Origin of the sequence: Sphingobacterium haloxyli (assembly GCF_002980525.1) — a bacterium.
In the GTDB taxonomy this organism is placed as follows: Bacteria; Bacteroidota; Bacteroidia; order Sphingobacteriales; family Sphingobacteriaceae; genus Sphingobacterium; species Sphingobacterium haloxyli.
In genome coordinates, this window is sequence record NZ_PVBQ01000002.1 from 267640 (window position 1) to 285082 (window position 17443).

The 17443-nt window shown below is 42.9% G+C and carries 18 protein-coding genes; 13 read left to right on the top strand and 5 right to left on the bottom strand.

Annotated features, from left to right (window positions below; genetic code table 11):
• The first annotated feature begins 80 nt into the window (after nt 1–80).
• Both C5745_RS03025 and C5745_RS03030 read left to right on the top strand, forming a co-directional pair.
• A complete protein-coding gene (locus C5745_RS03025; protein ID WP_105715488.1) occupies nt 81–1535 on the top strand; it encodes a lipopolysaccharide biosynthesis protein in 1455 nt (484 codons plus the stop codon).
• Nucleotides 1532–2899, top strand: coding sequence for an asparagine synthetase B family protein (locus C5745_RS03030; protein ID WP_105715489.1), 1368 nt, complete (start codon nt 1532–1534; stop codon nt 2897–2899). Before C5745_RS03025 ends, C5745_RS03030 begins: the two co-directional genes overlap by 4 nt.
• A gap of 7 nt (nt 2900–2906) precedes the next feature.
• On the opposite strand, the gene C5745_RS03035 is transcribed toward C5745_RS03030, so the two are convergent.
• Both C5745_RS03035 and C5745_RS03040 read right to left on the bottom strand, forming a co-directional pair.
• A complete protein-coding gene (locus tag C5745_RS03035) occupies nt 2907–3650 on the bottom strand; it encodes a DeoR/GlpR family DNA-binding transcription regulator (RefSeq protein WP_105715490.1) in 744 nt (247 codons plus the stop codon).
• Nucleotides 3651–3955: 305 nt separating this feature from the next.
• A complete protein-coding gene (locus C5745_RS03040) occupies nt 3956–4945 on the bottom strand; it encodes an aspartate-semialdehyde dehydrogenase (RefSeq protein WP_105715491.1) in 990 nt (329 codons plus the stop codon).
• A 224-nt stretch (nt 4946–5169) separates the two neighbouring features.
• Between C5745_RS03040 and C5745_RS03045 the strand changes: the two genes are divergently transcribed.
• The 3 genes from C5745_RS03045 to C5745_RS03055 are packed head-to-tail and all read left to right on the top strand — an operon-like array spanning nt 5170 to nt 7525.
• Complete coding sequence (locus C5745_RS03045) at nt 5170–6117, top strand: NAD-dependent epimerase/dehydratase family protein (RefSeq protein WP_105715492.1); 948 nt, start codon at nt 5170–5172, stop codon at nt 6115–6117.
• Nucleotides 6118–6121: 4 nt separating this feature from the next.
• Nucleotides 6122–6847, top strand: a complete 726-nt coding sequence (locus C5745_RS03050; protein WP_105715493.1) for a YebC/PmpR family DNA-binding transcriptional regulator — start codon at nt 6122–6124, stop codon at nt 6845–6847.
• A gap of 9 nt (nt 6848–6856) precedes the next feature.
• Complete coding sequence (locus tag C5745_RS03055; protein ID WP_105715494.1) at nt 6857–7525, top strand: hypothetical protein; 669 nt, start codon at nt 6857–6859, stop codon at nt 7523–7525.
• A 31-nt stretch (nt 7526–7556) separates the two neighbouring features.
• Here the strand turns inward: C5745_RS03055 and C5745_RS03060 are convergent, their stop codons facing one another.
• Entirely contained in the window at nt 7557–8795 is a 1239-nt protein-coding gene (locus C5745_RS03060) for an NAD(P)/FAD-dependent oxidoreductase (RefSeq protein WP_105715495.1), read from the bottom strand.
• Between the two features lie 136 nt (nt 8796–8931).
• On the opposite strand from C5745_RS03060, the gene C5745_RS03065 reads away from it, so the two are divergent.
• The 8 genes from C5745_RS03065 (at nt 8932) to proB (ending at nt 15826) form a co-directional block, all read left to right on the top strand.
• Entirely contained in the window at nt 8932–10452 is a 1521-nt protein-coding gene (locus C5745_RS03065) for an HAL/PAL/TAL family ammonia-lyase (protein ID WP_105715496.1), read from the top strand.
• A 23-nt stretch (nt 10453–10475) separates the two neighbouring features.
• On the top strand, nt 10476–11207 hold the full coding sequence (gene fabG, locus C5745_RS03070; protein ID WP_105715497.1) for a 3-oxoacyl-ACP reductase FabG: 732 nt from the start codon (nt 10476–10478) through the stop codon (nt 11205–11207).
• Between the two features lie 9 nt (nt 11208–11216).
• Nucleotides 11217–12443, top strand: a complete 1227-nt coding sequence (locus C5745_RS03075; RefSeq protein WP_105715498.1) for a beta-ketoacyl-[acyl-carrier-protein] synthase family protein — start codon at nt 11217–11219, stop codon at nt 12441–12443.
• A complete protein-coding gene (locus C5745_RS03080; protein ID WP_105715499.1) occupies nt 12436–12687 on the top strand; it encodes an acyl carrier protein in 252 nt (83 codons plus the stop codon). The genes C5745_RS03075 and C5745_RS03080 overlap by 8 nt, the downstream gene beginning before the upstream one ends.
• A 12-nt stretch (nt 12688–12699) precedes the next feature.
• On the top strand, nt 12700–13572 hold the full coding sequence (locus C5745_RS03085) for an LpxL/LpxP family acyltransferase (protein WP_105715500.1): 873 nt from the start codon (nt 12700–12702) through the stop codon (nt 13570–13572).
• Nucleotides 13563–13997, top strand: a complete 435-nt coding sequence (locus C5745_RS03090; RefSeq protein WP_207795700.1) for a hypothetical protein — start codon at nt 13563–13565, stop codon at nt 13995–13997. Before C5745_RS03085 ends, C5745_RS03090 begins: the two co-directional genes overlap by 10 nt.
• Before the next feature lie 238 nt (nt 13998–14235).
• Nucleotides 14236–15057: a pyrroline-5-carboxylate reductase gene (proC, locus tag C5745_RS03095; RefSeq protein WP_105715502.1), complete on the top strand. Its 822-nt coding sequence runs from the start codon at nt 14236–14238 to the stop codon at nt 15055–15057.
• Entirely contained in the window at nt 15050–15826 is a 777-nt protein-coding gene (gene proB, locus C5745_RS03100) for a glutamate 5-kinase (RefSeq protein ID WP_105715503.1), read from the top strand. Before proC ends, proB begins: the two co-directional genes overlap by 8 nt.
• A 62-nt stretch (nt 15827–15888) precedes the next feature.
• Here the strand turns inward: proB and xseB are convergent, their stop codons facing one another.
• Both xseB and xseA read right to left on the bottom strand, forming a co-directional pair.
• Nucleotides 15889–16140, bottom strand: coding sequence for an exodeoxyribonuclease VII small subunit (gene xseB, locus C5745_RS03105; protein ID WP_105715504.1), 252 nt, complete (start codon nt 16138–16140; stop codon nt 15889–15891).
• 17 nt (nt 16141–16157) lie between these two features.
• Complete coding sequence (gene xseA, locus C5745_RS03110) at nt 16158–17408, bottom strand: exodeoxyribonuclease VII large subunit (RefSeq protein WP_105715505.1); 1251 nt, start codon at nt 17406–17408, stop codon at nt 16158–16160.
• Nucleotides 17409–17443: the final 35 nt, after the last annotated feature.

Genomic DNA, 17443 nt, shown 5'->3' on the forward strand with positions numbered 1-17443 from the left:
CTAGAGGATATCATAAGATTGGTTTTACAGACTCATTTCTATAGAAATCTTTGCTAACTTTGTGACTTCAATGTCTTTGCATGAGCGAGAATATCAAGCAAAATACCCTTAAAGGATTGCTTTGGAATGCTATTGACCGATTTGGATACCAATTGGTGATAACATTGGTGGGCATCATTACCGCTCGTGTGCTTCCCGAAGAAGATTTCGGTGTAGTAGCGGTTTTGATAATCTTTACAAACATCGCCACATCTATTGTGGACAGCGGCTTAGCAACTTCATTGGTACGTTCTCCTAAGGTTGATGAAAAAGACTATTCCAGCATGTTTGCTTTTAACCTGCTGGTCAGTGTCCTGCTGTATCTTCTCCTTTTCTTTGCTGCCCCCTCCATAGAGCGTTTTAACAATATCGATAACCTGGCCTTATATGCTCGTGTGCTTTTCCTGCAAGTATTGACACAGTCGTTCGGTCTTGTGCAGTATGTTAAGTTATTGCGAAGTTTCGCGTTCAAGGAGACTGCGCGCATCAACGTCCTGGCCGTCGTATTTTCGGGTATATTGGTTGTCTCGCTAGCGTTGTTTGGATTTGGGGTTTGGGCTTTGCTGCTGCAGGCTCTTCTTTATTCCTGCTTCCGCACGACCATGTTATGGATATGGGGCGACTGGCGGTTGAACTTTTTCTTTTCGGGACGCATTCTGCGTAACCATTTGAAATTCTCTTCTTCCTTTATGATGGGGAGGATACTGAGCAGATCCTTTTCGCAGGTATATTATTCGTTTATCGGAAAGCATTTTACATTACAGGACACAGGCTATTATTATCAGTCGAATAAGTGGGGAGAAACGCCCAGCATGCTGATTTCTTCCATTATACAGGGGACGACATTGACGACGTTGGCATCGATACAGAACGATTATCCACGTTTTTTAAACGCCTGCAGAAAATCGATGCAAACATTGGCTTTCGTACTATTTCCTGCCGTTTTTTGTGCTATTGCCGTTGCCGAGCCGGCCTTTGTGTTAGTGCTGACCGACAAATGGTTGCCTTCTGTGCCCTATTTCCAGCTGTTATGCTTCGCCGGCATATTTTTTTCGCTGATAGATTTAAATACCAATTTTTTAAACGTGAAAGGAAAAGCCAATTACACCCTATGGTTGGAACTGAGTCAGCTAACATTGGCGTTGCTGGTTTTATGGCTGACCTATCCGTTTGGCATCTTGAGTATCATCTACGGCCAGATTGGGGTACGACTGGTGCTATATGGCATCAGTACTTGGGTCAGCAGCAAGGTATATGGGTACGGTTTGTTCAAACAACTTAAGGATATAGGCCCTTCTTTTGTGGTGAGTCTGATTGCTTTTGCTGTGGTGTGGACATCGGGCTATTTTATAGGAGATACGTCCTATCTGGTTAGGCTGTTGTTACAATGCGCTATATTTGTGCTGGTTTATCTGCTGGGTAGCCACCTGATCAGCAATGTGGTGTGGTTTGAGCTCCTGGAGATAGGGAAGCGTAAGTTATCGAAGTGGAAATGATAGAAACAATAAAAGGGAATTGGGTAGGATGCGGAACGGTATTCTATCATGAGAAAACAGGCGCCGTTGGTGCTTCCATAGAAGATGTTATTGACTATGCTAATCTGGAAATAGATACAAACGGGATCGCAGCCTATCTAGATTATGGTTATGCCGTATTCGGACGTACACCTATTAAGCATGTGAAATTCCTTCTGCCTAATGAGACGTTGCGTGTAGTAGCCGGTAAGATTCAGGTAGTGGAACATGAAGACCGTGTAGTAGATGAATTAGGGAAGCAAACAAAAGAAGAAGATGTGTTGGACATGATGGAGGAGCGGGTAAATAGTTGGGCATCATCATTTCAAGAGGATATTTTGATTCCGACCAGCGGTGGGTTTGATTCCCGCTTGCTGAATGTGTTGTTAAAGGAGCGGAACAGGATTCACGCCTACACCTACGGAACGTCCTACAATCAAAATCTGTCGAGAGAGGTTGTTTATGCTAAAGCTCTTTCGGAGCGATTGGGTACTTATTGGCGAAGGATAGATCTCGGTAACTTCAATTCTTACATGCCCGAATGGTATGCATTATATGGTGTATCCATAGCTGCATCCGGTACATACCACATGGAGTTCTTTGACCAGATCGCCAACATTGAAAATCACAAGAAAATGCATCTGCTAAGTGGGATTATAGGGGATGCATGGGCGGGTGCTGTCGCTATCCCAGAAATAAACTCACTTGAATCATATCGCAAGCTTGGTCATACACATGGCATGAGTGCCGATGCAGGACAGGCAATGGATGTAGAATATAAAGAAGCTTTGGTCGCGCCACTCTTCGAAAAACAAAAGGAGCTTTTGAAAATTCCAGAATACCGCATACTGGCCACGATGCGGACGAAGATGATGATGTTGCAATTTTTGATTACATTACCGACGCATTATGGTTTCGAAGCATATTCTCCTTTTCTGGATCAGGATATTGCTATAGCGATGCTGAACTTAGCTCCTGAAAGAAGGGCTGACAGACTGTGGCAGCGGGATTTCTTCAAAAAGCATAATTTGTTGTTCGAAGACGAAAAGCATCAATATACCTATCAAAATTCCCTTAATTATGACGCTCTTCTTAACCACCCACTGGAGCCGTTGAATGTTTCGGTGCTGCGTGAAGTGATCCGTCCGGCCTATTTAGAATGGATTAATACCACATTGGCACGTCTGAATTGGCGGGAGCGCGTTTTTCAGACCCTCATGCACACACCGAAGGTAAAAGAAGGGCTAAAGTTACTCGGTTTTAAAAATAAGTTATTACAAGCGTATTTTGCGTATATAACCATTAAGCCGATCGAAATGATGTTATTGAGACGCGACGCGTCTTAAAAAACATTTACTTCACTTCGATCTGATAGGCAAATTCCGTTAATTTAGGATGTTTGGGATCAAGGTCCGTAACGAGATAGGTGACGTCCCGTAACGGAGCGACGCGCATTTTCTGATTAGAGTTCAATTTCTCTGCAATACTGAGGATAGCGAGGTTCTTAGAACATTTAATCATTGCTCGTTTAATCTGGACAACTTCCCAGTCCGAATCTGTGATACCTTCGTCCAGCGACAAACTGTTTGTGCCAAGCAAACATAGATCTACCCGTAGATCTGAGAGCTCATTGATAACCTGCGCACCGGATACAATATTTGTGTTTCTAGATAATTTCCCACCAATAAGGATAACATCGATGTTATCTTTCTCCGCTAACTCAAGTGCAACGAGTGGGCTGATGGTAAAGAACGTACACTGAAGATCATTGGGGACTGATCGCGCCAATTCAATCATGGTTGTTCCGCCTCCTACCAATACCGTCATTCCGCTCTGTATCAGTCCGATGGCCTTGTGGGCAATCTCTTTTTTTGATTCTTTAGCATACACGTTTCCCTCCTGAAAAGGGAATTGAAAAGATTTGGATAACGCACCTCCATATACTTTTAGTACCTGGCCGTTCTCGGCTAGCTCGTTTAAATCGCGTCGTATGGTATCTTCAGACACGTTGAGCTGTACACTTAAGTCAGATGATAATACCTTGTTGTGTAGGTTTATCTGATGGATGATATAGGCTTGTCTTTCTTCTTTTAACATGATATTACTTTTACCTTCTTTTTCCCCGTGAAAAAGAAGCAAAAACCTCGTCGCTTCAGATATTTGAGATAATGGATAATACGAAGAATGAGTTTCTACATACCTCAAATATCTGGATGCGACAATTAAAGTTAAGGAGGGGATCATGCAATTGTACTATCCCCTCCTTAACCTTTGAATGCCACATGTAAAATTTATTCCTTTATTCAAAATTTTAAAGTGGCGCTTTTTATGAACTAATGCTTACTTTGGTGTTCATGAACTCACTACGTTCGGTTTGCACAACTTTTTTCTAAAAAAAGTTGCTAAATTAACCCTTTTTTAAGAAGCAATTCGGCGATCTGCACCGCATTCGTTGCCGCTCCTTTTCTTAGGTTATCTGCTACAACCCAAAGATTTAATGTTTTATCTTGCGACTCATCACGACGGATACGCCCTACTAAAACCTCATCTTTTCCATGCGCATCTTTGGGCATAGGATATTGGAGATTTGCAGGGTCATCGATCACAATGACGCCCTCTTGCTCCCCTAGTAATTGACGTACTTCCGCCAGGTCAAAATCATTTTCAAACTCTATGTTCACAGCCTCGGAATGCCCCCCCATGACCGGAATACGGACCGTCGTTGCTGTTACACGGATGGAGTCGTCACCCATGATCTTATTCGTCTCCTTGATCATTTTCATTTCCTCTTTTGTGTACCCATTGTCTTGGAATACATCAATATGAGGGATGACATTTAAGTCGATTTGATATGGATATGCTTTTTCACCATCTTTTCCTGCTCGTTCATCCATCAATTGATTAACGGCTTTTACACCCGTTCCAGTAACAGATTGATAAGTAGATACGACTACGCGTTTTATTTTATACTTCGCATGTAGCGGTTGAAGCACCACTACCATTTGGATAGTAGAACAATTTGGGTTTGCGATAATTTTATCCGCTGCGGACAACACTTCGCCATTTACTTCCGGAACAACCAATTTTTTCGTCGGGTCCATACGCCATGCCGACGAGTTGTCAACGACCGTAATGCCCGCTTCCGCGAACTGAGGGGCATATTCTGTTGAAGTTTCGCCTCCTGCAGAAAACAAAGCTACATCAGGGTGGAGAGCAATAGCTTCGGCTGGCGTAACGACCTTGTACTTGTTCCCCTTAAACTCGATTTCCTTACCCTTGCTCCGCTCCGATGCGACAGGAATTAACGCTGTTACCGGGAAATTACGTTCCGCTAAAACGGTCAAAATCTCTGACCCTACAAGGCCCGTTGCGCCTACTACTGCAACTTTCATAATTGAATTTGTTTTATTTGTTTAAGATGTTAAATTTTTTGCGATAAATCTAGCCTGTAAAAGTACGAAAATAAAAAGATATTTTGCAATTTATTAAATACCGTGTAATGTTTTCCTCTGAATATTTAAAGATTTGTAATTCTGGTTTTTTCTATAAAAAAAGGACAAACTAAGCAATCGATTGCTATCCAATTTTGCCTAAAAAATGCGCTAACTTTGTCACAATGAAAGAGCGTATAATAATGATTGGCGCGAATGGTCAAATTGGATCAGAGCTGGCAACAGCGCTTCGCAGTAGATTCGGTGCCGAAAATGTCATCACTTCAGACATTCGGGAACCACATGCATTAAAAGAAGATGAAATTTTTGAGATCATCAACGTATTGGACAAATCTGCATTAAAGAGTTTGTTTGAGAAATATAAGCCCACACAGGTTTATCTGCTTGCGGCCATGCTTTCTGCGACTGGTGAGAAATACCCGCAAAAAGCTTGGGATCTTAACATAAATGGTCTGCTACATGTATTGGATCTAGCATTGGAGCTTGGGATTAAGAAGATTTTTTGGCCTAGCTCCATCGCCGTTTTTGGACCGCACTCTCCCAAACAATACACGGATCAATATTGTGTGATGGATCCTGTTAGTATTTATGGAGTCAGTAAACTGGCAGGCGAACGGCTTTGTGAATATTATCATCATAAATATGATCTAGACATTCGCAGTATTCGCTATCCGGGGATTATTTCTTGGAAAACTGCGCCGGGAGGTGGGACAACAGATTACGCTATCGATATTTTTATAGAAGCGCTCAAGCATGGTCAGTACGCGTGTTTTCTCTCTGCCAACACAGCTTTGCCCATGCTCTATATGGAAGACGCGGTGCGTGGAACTATCGAACTGATGGATACTCCTAGTGAACAGATCTCCATCCGTTCAAGCTATAATCTCGCGGGACTATCTTTCACTCCTGCGGAGATTGCCGAAGAAATTAAAAAAATTCTTCCTAATTTTGAGATGTCTTATGTTGATTATGACCCTCGTCAAGCGATTGCCGACAGTTGGCCTGCAAGCATCGATGATTCTTTTGCGCGTAAAGATTGGAGCTGGGAACCAAAGTTTGATTTGGCGTCGATAACAGAAGACATGATTGCGAACCTCAAAACAAACGTATAAAACAATGGGCAGAGCCTTTGAATTTAGGAAAGAAAGAAAATTTAAACGTTGGGCCAAAATGGCCGTGCAGTTTACACGCTTAGGAAAAGAGATAGCCATCGCGGTAAAAGAGGGCGGTCCACATCCGGAAAATAACTCCCGTTTGCGTACTGCCATTCAAAATGCTAAAGCGGTCAACATGCCGAAAGATCGTGTTGAAGCAGCTATCAAAAGGGCTTCTGAAAAGGACGCGAAAGGGTATGAAGAATATGTTTATGAAGGATATGGTCCACATGGCGTACCAGTTTTGATAGAAACGGCAACTGATAACACCAACCGTACGGTGGCAAACATTAGAAGTTATTTTACCAAATCGGGCGGTTCATTGGGCAAAACAGGATCGCTTGATTTTATCTTCCAACGAAAATCGATTTTTCGATTTGGGGCCACGGAAGACCTGGATGTAGAAGAATTGGAACTAGAACTTATTGATGGAGGACTGGAAGAGCTATATGTAGAAGCCGATGAAGAAGGTAATGATATTGTCGTTGTTCAAACCTCGTTTGAGGACTTTGGGAATATGCAAAGCCTTTTAGAGCAAAAGGGGGTTGAAGTGAAATCTGCCAAATTAGAACGTATTGCTTTATCCCATACTGCATTAGATGAAGAACAGGCTGCCGATGTGCTCAAACTGATCGATAAGATCGAAGAGGATGACGATGTACAGGCGGTATATCATAATATGGAGTAATTGTTCGTGATGACATTTGAGGATTTTTTTGCCAAAAAGAAAATAGATTTGTCACAGTTACGGGGCGATAATGGCCCGCTGTATGAGGAGTTTAGGCAGCACTATGCTCAAATGGGAGAAAAAAGTTTTGATCATACCAAGAAATTCTGGTTTAATAAGCTAAGAAAGCAGTACGCCTTGACGGAGGAAGTGGAAACTGCTGTCAAGGATGAATCTGTTGCGGTGGAGATATTGGAAGAACTATCTCCCCGCTCAAAAGAAGCCGAAACCCCGTCAAGCAAACCGGCGGGTTTCAAACCAAGATTCAAGGCAGGGGCAACAAAGGCGGCTGAACCGGAAAAGCCTAAAGAGGAGCACAAGCCGGAGACATCCGAAACTCCGACAAGCAAACCGGCGGGTTTCAAACCAAGATTCAAGGCAGGGGCCACAAAGGCGGCTGAACCGGAAAAGCCTAAAGAGGAGCACAAGCCGGAGACATCCGAAACTCCGACAAGCAAACCGGCGGGTTTCAAACCAAGATTCAAGGCAGGGGCCACAAAGGCGGCTGAACCGGAAAAGCCTAAAGAGGAGCACAAGCCGGAGACGTCCGAAACTCCGACAAGCAAACCGGCGGGTTTCAAACCAAGGTTCAAGGCCGGTGCAACCAAAACACAACCGCCTAAATCAGAAGGTGAATAGCTTTTTGCTTATTTATGTGATCAGTGTCGTATCATCGCTCGTCACCCCCTAACATATAAGCTAAGGTGCGGATTACCCTATCATGTTTCTTGACAAACGGATTCTCTTTGTTCCAGACATAGCCCGCCAGTACCGCGCATATCTTACGCTTTACATCCAAGTTTTCGGGGCGGTGGAAAAAAAGCGTTTGCAGATTGCCTGTATACCATTCTTTCACATAGGTAGTAAACACGCTGATGCCGTATTCCATATAGTCGGCATATTCCACCTGCCAATCAATTTTCTCTCCTTGCAACTGTCGGTAGGCTAGTTTTGCAGAAAGAATACCCGATTCAGTTGCAAAACATACACCTGACGAAAATACGGGATCGAGAAACTCAGCGCTATTGCCCGTTAGTGTAAACCCATCTCCGAACATTTTAGAGACAGCAGCAGAATAGTTTTTAAGATGAATAGGCTCAAATTCAAAGGCGGCATTTGCAAAACGCTTCACATAGAAATCGGATAGCTTAATCGCTCTTTCTAAGGCTTTCGCTGTACCGTCGTCTCCTTTCAATCGCTCGATAAAATCAGTATGCGCAACAATGCCTAGACTTGTCATTCCATTCGAAAAGGGTATGACCCATAGCCACACTTCTCTATCTAATACATCAAAAGAAATTTGCGTACCTTCTACACCTTCAGGACGATTGATATCTCTAACATGGGAAAAGATGGCGGAATGCGGATTCAGCGATGATGGCTTGTCTAAACATAACAGACGCGGGAGAACCCGTCCATATCCGCTGGCATCGATAACAAATTTTGCTTTTATTTGTGAGCGGTTTCCTGCCTTGTCTTGAATGGTGGTTAAAGAGTCGGTGCCCTCAAATTCAATCGCCGTGACGCTTGTCTCAAAAGCAATATCGACCTGCCTTCGCTGCAACGCTTGGGTCATCGCGTAGTCGAAGTCTGCACGGGGCACCTGCCAGGTCCAATCCCATCCTTCTCCAAATTTATCACCAAAATCAAAGATACTAACGACTTCGCCCCGGATAAAGCGTGCGCCAGGCTTTTTTTGAAAACCTTGCGCTTCTAATGCGGGCAACAGTCCAGCTTCTTTAAAGTGGTCCATCACGCGAGGAATTAGACTCTCGCCTACAACCAGACGAGGAAACTTGGATTTCTCGATAATCTTGATGCGAACACCTTGTTGTTCTAGATACCCAGCGGCGACGCAGCCCGATGGGCCGGCACCGATAATTAAAATGTCTACTTCCTCGACATTCATAATTTGATGAATTAAGCGAATAAAATTAAATTATAGTATTTTTGCAATGGTTCAATATGATCCTGCCCAGCAAAAATAACAGTAAAATCTGTGCTTTTCTGTGGGAAACAAAAAATAGCACGAATACAGAAATATAATGGTTTCGGTAGATAAAGAATTAACGCTGTCTCAGTTTTATGAGATTGTATTTAAGGATGAGCCTCTCGGTGTAGAACCGGAGGTGTTCCGAGCGATCGAAGAAAGTCACACTTTCCTGAAAGAATTTGCCGCGAATAGAGTGATCTATGGGGTGAATACCGGGTTTGGACCAATGGCACAGTACCGTATACAAGATGAAGATACGAATCAGTTACAATACAATTTGATTCGTAGCCATGCTGCCGGTACGGGCGAGGTATTGTCGTCGCTCCATGTAAAGGCAACCATGCTGACGCGTTTGGCAAACCTCTCTAAAGGGAAGTCCGGGATCCATTCGAGTGTTATTGAACTACTCAAAGAATTGATCAACCGAAGTATTACGCCCGTAATCTTTGCGCACGGCGGCGTGGGGGCAAGTGGTGATTTGGTACAACTGGCGCATTTGGCCCTTGTTTTAATCGGAGAAGGGGAAGTTATTTATAAAAATGAACGCAGACCTACCGCAACTGTTTTTGAGGAAGAAAAATTAAAGCCGATTGATGTCGTGGTGCGAGAGGGGCTGGCGCTGATCAATGGTACATCCGTGATGACAGGCATAGGCATTGTCAATTACTTCTATGCATCTAAGTTGTTGGACTGGTCGATTTGGCTTTCTTGTGCGATGAATGAAATTGTAAAGGCACATGACGATCATTATTCGGTAAGCTTGAACTCAGTAAAGTTGCATGTTGGACAAAATCAGATTGCCACACGTATGCGGGAACATTTAGCCGATAGTGGCCTAATAAAAAAACGTGAGGAAGATTTGTACTCCGGTAATAATCAAGAAGACGTTTTTAAAGACAAGGTACAGGAATACTATTCTCTGCGCTGTGTTCCACAGATTTTAGGGCCGATTTTGGAGACGATTCGGCATACAGGGAAGGTGCTCGAGGATGAATTGAACTCAGTTAGTGATAATCCTATTATTTCGGTGAAAGATCAAAACGTTTATCATGGAGGAAATTTTCACGGCGATTATATCTCTCTAGAAATGGATAAATTAAAGTTGGCGATTACACGACTTACTATGTTATCAGAGCGGCAATTAAACTATCTCATGAATGCTAAAATCAACGAGCTGCTGCCTCCATTTTTAAATATGGGCAAGCTTGGTTTTAATTTTGGGATGCAGGGAGCACAATTTACGGCTACGTCCACCACGGCTGAAAACCAAACGCTTTCTACCTCCATGTATATACACAGTATTCCGAATAACAACGATAACCAAGATATTGTGAGTATGGGGGCAAATGCCGCGGTGATAACGAATCGCGTGATTGTCAATGCGTTTGAAGTACTTGCCGTACAAAGTATAGCTGTGCGACAAGCAATTGATATTTTAAATTATCAAAATTTTGTATCTTCAAAGACAAAAGCGGTGTATGATGAAATTAGTGCAATTATTCCGGCTTTTTCGGACGACAAACCACTTTATCCTGCCATTCAGCAGGTCAAGGAATATTTGATGAAGAAATAGACGTTATTAACGGATGATATAATATGAAATGTGCTCTAGTAACAGGCGGATCGAGAGGTATCGGGCGAGCAATCTGTAAAAAATTAGCTGGCGAATTGGGATATCATGTGCTGATTAATTATCAAGGGAACGAAGACGCGGCCAAAGAAACATTGGTTGCATTACAAGGTGAGGGAGCAACTGGCGAAATTATCAAATTCGATGTTGGAAATGCAACTGAAGTAAAAGAGGCACTAAATATATGGAGCGAGCGTCACCCGGAAGCGATCGTAGAAGTCATCGTTAATAATGCCGGTATTACGAAAGATGGTCTATTTATGTGGATGCTTCCGGAAGACTGGTCTGCTGTGATAGACGTTTCTTTGCAAGGCTTTTATAACGTAACACATTTTTTTATCCAAAAACTATTACGTCAACGGTATGGACGAATCATTAATGTCGTCTCAGTCTCGGGTGTCAAAGGTACGGCTGGGCAGGTCAATTACTCCGCGGCAAAGGCTGGCGTTGTGGGTGCTACAAAAGCATTGGCACAAGAAATTGCAAAGAGAAACGTTACGGTTAACGCGGTTGCTCCAGGATTTATCCGTTCGGATATGACAGCGGGAATGAACGAAAAGGAACTGAAGACGCTTATTCCGGCAAACCGATTTGGGGAGGTAGAAGAGGTCGCTGATTTAGTCTGCTTCCTTGCGTCTAAGAAAGCTGGTTATATCACGGGGGAAATTATCAATATAAATGGTGGAATTTATACGTAGAATTGTCGGATGAGTAAACGTGTGGTCATTACGGGGATGGGTATCTATTCCTGCATCGGGACAAATTTAGGAGAAGTTAAACAATCACTCTTTGAGGGTAGATCGGGTATTGTAATGGATGAAGAACGACTAGCCTTCGGGTTTCAATCGCCGTTAACAGGTTCAGTGCCCCCACCAGATTTAAAGAAGGCGCTCAATAGGCGTCAACGTATAAGTATGGGCGAGGAGTCCGAGTATGCTTATATGGCAACCGTAGAAGCACTTGGACAAGCCCGATTACTAGCAGATGACCTGAATAAGCGAGAGGTAGGCATTTTGTTTGGAAACGATAGTGTCTCCAAGGCGGTTATTGAAGCAACGGATATTGTACGCGAGAAGAAAGATACTCAGCTTATTGGCTCTGGAGCTATCTTCAGATCCATGAACTCTACCGTTACCATGAATTTGGCAACTATTTTTGGATTGTCTGGAATTAACATGACGATTAGTGCAGCTTGTGCTAGCGGGTCACATGCCATTGGCCTAGGCTACATGTTTATTCAGCAAGGGCTGCAGGATATGATTATTTGTGGCGGTGCACAGGAAATCAACCCTTATGCCATGGCGAGTTTTGATGGCTTGGGAGTCTTTGCGACAGATATTGACCGCCCACAACAGGCTTCAAGGCCTTTCGATAAAAGGCGCACAGGCTTGGTTCCTAGCGGGGGGGCGGCAACGGTAATATTGGAGAGTTATGAATCGGCCATAAATAGAGGCGCGCCGATCATCGCAGAAATAATAGGTTATGGGTTTTCTTCGAACGGTGGCCATATATCAACCCCTAATATCCAAGGGCCGGCAAAAGCTATGCGACGAGCACTTGGACAGGCCAATATACGGGCAGAAGATATTGCCTATATCAATGCCCATGCGACGTCCACACCGATTGGTGACGCAAATGAAGCAAAAGCAATTTTAGAAGTATTTGGGAATAAGCCATATGTCAGTTCTACGAAATCCATGACAGGACACGAATGTTGGATGGCAGGAGCTTCGGAAATCGTATATTCTACCCTGATGATGCAGCATGGATTTATAGCGCCTAACATTAATTTGGATGAGCCAGATGATGATATCAAGGAATTAAATTTTGTTTCCCACGCTATAAAACAAGAATTTGACATATATTTGTCTAATTCTTTCGGATTTGGTGGGACCAATTCCGCATTGGTTGTCAAGAAATTTAACGATGGATAAAGCGAGTGTATATCAAAAGATAAATGAAATCTTGGTGGATGAGTTTGAGGTAGATGAGCAGATTATCAGTCCGGAAGCGTCTTTAAAAGAATCTCTTGACCTAGATAGTTTAGACTATGTGGACTTGGTTGTTATTATCGAGTCCAATTTTGGTGTTAAGTTAGCGGAGGCAGATTTTGAAGGCGTGGTTACTTTCCAGGATTTCTATAATATTGTAGAACAAAGAATGACGGCAAGGAATTAAATAGGGAGGGACATGAGCCAATGGGACGGAAAGTCAAAAGGAACACTCCTTGGCTATAAGATATTTGTCTTTTTAATCAAAAAACTAGGCGTCCGTGCTGCGTACGGTTTGCTTATCTTTGTATCATTCTACTATTTTCTCTTCTCTCCCAAAAGTTTCCGTGCTATTTACTACTATTTGCGTCAACGGCAGGGATATGGGATATGGAAAGCGTTATGGAACGTTTATCAAACCTACTTCGTGTTTGGGCAGACCATCATCGACAAGGTGGCTATCTCGTCTGGTTTACGGGGCAAATATACTTATCAATTTGATGGAATAGATATTTTAAAGGAAGTTCTAGCGAAAAAACGGGGAGGTATTCTCATATCGGCGCATGTGGGTAATTTTGAAATTGCCGATAAATTCTTTGCTGATATTGACGTGGATCTTCAAATCAACTTAGTAGCAGCAGACCAGGAACGTACCATCATCAAAGAATATATAAAGCGTATTTCTGAGAAACCAAGTGTCAAGTTCATCCATATTCAAGAAGATATGTCCCATGTCTTTGCGATCAACGAAGCCTTGTCGAATAACGAACTTATTTGTTTTACAGGGGATCGGTATTTTGATGGTGCTAAAACACTCACTGCTCCATTACTTGGTAAAGTGGCACATTTTCCTGCAGGGCCTTTTCGTATCGCCTCGCGCTTATCTGCTCCCGTTATTTTTGTCTATGTGATGCGCGAATCTGGACTTCGATATCATCTTTATGCACGTAGAGCAGTTGATGTAAAACAGCGCGAGCCCCACGCTGTTCTTGCGGCCTATACGAGCAGTGTGGAAGGGATTTTACAGAAGTATCCGCTCCAATGGTTTAACTTTTTTGATTTTTGGAAATGATATCTCTACCTATTTCAGACGAAACGTTAATAAAACTCATTCCCCAGCGAGCGCCTATAGTGATGGTTTCGAGCTTGGAAAGTTATTGCGATAGCGGATTGGTGTCGACGTTTTCTGTAAAAGCAGGCGGTTTGTTTGTCGATGACGAAAGATTAGCTGAAAGTGGTTTGCTTGAGCATATGGCACAGTCGGTGGCCTTACACACCGGATATGGCCATTTTCTGAAGGGCGAAAATGCACCAATGGGCTATATCGGTTCTATGCAGAATGTAGTGGTTGATGGGTTGCCCAAAATAGGAGAAACCGTTTTTTCTGCCATAACGATTCTACAGGAATTTATGGGTGTTACGCTGGTAGAAATCGAAACAAAACTCGAAAATAAAGTAATTGCGCGCGCTCGTATGAAAACGGTGATAGCAAGATAAAACATTTCTCGTCGCGCCAAAATGTGTCGGCTTTTGTGGTCATTTTGACAGAGCTGACATTTATCCTATTGAAAAAAATTTGAAAAAAATTTCGAAGCAGGTTAAGCCCCTACTTAACAGAGCTTTGTGTCATTTGTTCTGTGAGAATATACCCGCTTATTTTGCATCATCTTAATTTTCAGCACGTTCCTTGTGGGGTGTTAGCGAACTAATGTTATTCTATTAAAAAAATAATTAAATGAAGATTCTAGTAATTGGCGCCGGAAACATGGGGCTAACGTATGCTCAAGGGATGGCCCAATCAGACTTATTGAAAGAAAAAGATTTGATGATTTTAGACAATTCGGCAGAAAAAATTGCCGAATTACGGGCGGAAGGCACGTTCGATGTCTACGAGAAATTAGCAGATTGTTTGCCAAAAGCAGACATTGTATTTATCGCTGTGAAGCCTTATCATAGCGACGAAGTTTTTGAAGCGATTAAAGAGCACAAAAAACCAGACCAAATTTTCGTGTCTATCATGGCGGGTGTTACGATTAAGACGATGCAGGAAGCTATGGGGATTAAGAAAGTAGTCCGTGCAATGCCTAATCTTGCGGCGCAGGTAGGACACGGGTTCACATCCTTTGTGGGCTCTAAAGAAGTTTCGCGACTAGAGCTGTTGACAGTAGAAAAATTGATTGATACCACAGGACGATCCATTAAGCTTGCCAACGAAATGGAGATTGATAAATCCACAGGTATATCTGGTTCGGGACCGGCTTACGTATTCTATTTTATGGAATCGATGATGGAGGCCGCTATAAAAATGGGTTTTTGCGAAAAGGATGCGCGGTTGATGGTAGCACAGACATTTCAAGGGGCGGTCGAACTGTTTAACAGTTCTGACATTAACCCCACTGCATGGATGGATAGAGTGGCCTCTAAAGGTGGCACCACCCGCGCTGCGCTGGATTCGATGGAAGAAAACAATGTCAAGGAGTTGATTAAAGATGCAGCTTATGCCGCGTTTGACCGGGCGGTACAGCTGGGAAAGGAGAACAATAAACAGCATGCATAAGTATAAAAAGAGAATTGTCGTTAAGATAGGGACAAGTGTCATGACCAATCGGGACAATCGTATTATGCAACCGGCTCTGAATAAATTGGTTGATCAAGTAGCGGAATTATACGAAGAAGATATCATGACGGTATTGGTTTCATCCGGCTCGGTAAACGCCGGTCGAGAGATCTTAGGCGATAGTGTGATAGAAGACAAGTCTCAGCGCAGGCAAGTTTATTCGGCTATAGGTCAACCTCGGCTAATGCGGCACTACTATACTCTTTTTCAGAATTATGGTATGCGATGTGCGCAGGTATTGGCCACCAAACGTGATTTTAACCCAGGTGAACACCGTACCAATATGATTAACTGCTATGAGGGATTGATGGCAGAAGGCGTTATTCCAATAGCAAACGAGGATGACGCAGTTTCCGTATCACATTCTATGTTTTCGGACAATGATGAGTTAGCCAGTCTAATTGCGGAATTAATCCATGCTGATATGCTCATTATATTAACCGATATTGACGGATTTTATACAGGGCATCCGGCGGATGAGGGTTCCGAACTCATCAGTGAAATTAAGGTTGATCAACAAGTCGAGCAGTACGTCGCCAAGACAAATAAAGGCGAGACTTCTGGTCGTGGTGGTATGGAGTCGAAACTCAAGGTCGCTAAAAATACAGCAGCGAAGCATATTCCTACATATATCGCTAATGGCAAGAGAGATCGTGTTATTTTAGATATCATAGCGGGAAAGCCTGTCGGAACTAAGGTCACGGTATAAATTCATTGTCCATTAAACATAGCCCAATGAGTGCCCTTGTGTTGGGCTATGTTTTAATCTGATTATTCCTCTTCATGGCTCCCCGTGAATTCCTGGTCGGGACTGTCCGCTGTACTTTCTGCCAGTTTCGCCAGCAATTTTTCTACCTCTTCTTCAGAGGACGTCAGCTTGGCTCTACAAATGGCTATTAGTTGGGATGCTCGACGTATTTTTTGTGTAAGCTCGTCGACATTGGTTTGTCCAGATTCAATTTCCGAGACAATCACTTGAAGCTCCTCAAACGCATCGTTATAGGTGTATGTATTTTCTGTCATATTGCTGGTACATAATTTTATCTTGTTACTTTACTGCGCAATGTCCCATCGTACAGGATGGTTTCTATTTCGTCGCCCGCCTTCACAGAAGTATCTTGTGTAATGGCATGACCGTTAATTTTAGTAATGCTGAATCCTTTTTTTAATAGTTGCTTTGGATCTGCTAATTGCATTAATCGCTGTATGTTGTTAATGAGCGTCTGCCGGTCTTTCAGCGATTGCCTACTAAAAAGTTGTAAATGGTTTATCGATGTCGTCAAATTGTGCTGGTGGGTAGTAAGGACGGTTTTAGCATTCCAAGATAAGGATTGGCTGAATTGCGTTAACAAGCGCTCTTCTTGCTCAAATAGCTTTTTTGAAGCCTGTATAATACGGTTTTGGATTTCATCTACCGGAATAGCAAATTGATGGAATTTTTGTATCAGGAAATCGGCTAGTTCACTGGGAGTAATCGCATTTTGGTAAGCAACCATCTCGCTTACTGTCTCGTTAGTAGAATGGCCAATACCCGTAATAACTGGAATTGGAAAAATAGCGATAGCCTTGGCTAGTTGATAATTATTGTATGAGGAAAGGCCCACCTCTCCACCACCTCCGCGAATGATTGCTACGGCATCAAATTCCTCGGTTTTCTCAGCAATGTTTGCCAATTGTCTAATAATAGATGGAACCGATTTGTCACCCTGCAATAGTGCGGGGAACAACGTGTATTCAAATTTGTACTTCCATGGGTTACGCTCAATAATCTTGAAAAAATCGGATAAGCCTTTGCTTGTTTCCACAGATATGATGGCAAGGCGTTTAGGCAGACGTGGAAAATATAATTTTCGATTCGCACTGAATATGCCCGCTGCCTGAAGCTTCCGGATACTTTCTCGCTTCTCCCTTTCCAGCTCGCCCAATACAAACGTAGGATCAATGTCTACGATTTTAAGGCTAAATCCATACAGTGGGTCATAAGAAATGGCTGCTTGGAATAAAATGGTGATGCCATCACGTAGTGGCTCATTTAGCAGCCTACGAAACTGATCGTTAATACGTTGGTAATCGGCTTTCCACAATATAGAACGCATTTCTGCTACCACCTTGCCCTCTTTCTTCTCGACCAGTTCAGGATAACAGTGGCCTGAGTGGCTGTAATGGTTCAACTTGTTCATCTCCGCCTTGATCCAATATAGACTTTTGTATCGTTCCGCGATGGTTTTTTGAATGCTACGGGATACCTCCAAAAGGGAAAAAATAGTCTTAGTGTCTATAACCTCGGGCATGTATCAAATATAGGGTTTTGTGTTCTTTTTTACCC